Source organism: Prevotella sp. ICM33 (genome assembly GCF_000517825.1).
In the GTDB taxonomy this organism is placed as follows: Bacteria; Bacteroidota; Bacteroidia; order Bacteroidales; family Bacteroidaceae; genus Prevotella; species Prevotella melaninogenica.
The window spans coordinates 1-909 of sequence record NZ_JACD01000080.1; the positions used below are offsets into that span (position 1 = coordinate 1).

The following is a 909-nucleotide window of genomic DNA, read 5'->3' on the forward strand; positions in this document are numbered from 1 at the left end:
TGGTATAAGTGACAAAAAGAGACCTAAAATCTCTTGTAATCCCTTTATTTACTATAGTTTTGAGCAAAAAACTTTTCGATGACAAAAAATCTGCTTTTATTGCGGTTCTCATCGCACCATTAAAAAGGGTAAGGAGAATGGTTATCAGCGTTGGTTTTGCAAAGACTGTAAACGTTATTTTATAGGACGTCGTCGCTTGACAAAGGAAAATGTTAATTCTACATATTCCTTAGGGAATCTGACTGTATGCGACCTTGCCAGAGAATTTGGCGTATCAACTCGTACGATTCACCGCTATCTGTCATCAGAATACAAGGAGAACCTTCCTAACTTAGTTTCTAGTAATGTTGTAGTCTTAATGGATGCTACTTACTGGGGAAGAAGGTTTGGTGTTGTTATAATGAAAGATCACATATCGGGTCGTGTGCTATGGTATAAGTTCATTGACAAGAAAGAAACAATTGCAGATTACAGAGAAGGTATTTCATATCTTGAGTTGCATGGATATAATGTTTTAGGCATAGTGAGCGATGGCTTAAAAGGGCTTCGTCAAGAGTTCCACCAGTACAGATTCCAACATTGCCAGTTCCACCAGCTTATGACTATAAGAGCAAAACTGACATTGCACCCCAAATTACAAGCGTCACAAGACTTGCTTGGCATAGCTAAAATGCTTTGCCATACAGACAAAGATTCTTTTATAGGAGCTTTGACTGCATGGCATGAGAAATGGAAGGACTTTATAAACGAAAGGGCAAAAGGAGTAGATGGGAAAACGCATTATGTGCATAAGAACACAAGAAACGCATATTTAAGCTTAAAGAGGAATATGCCATGGTTGTGGACATTCTATGACTTCCCTGAGTTGCAAATGCCGAATACAAACAATGAATTGGAAGCACTCAACTC

General features: G+C 38.4%; 1 protein-coding gene. It reads left to right on the forward strand.

The window, feature by feature from the left end; translation table 11 throughout:
- Window positions 1-196 precede the first annotated feature (196 nt).
- Window positions 197-909: hypothetical protein (locus tag HMPREF1505_RS10085; RefSeq protein ID WP_051412367.1), on the forward strand; the 713-nt coding region annotated here is incomplete at its 3' end.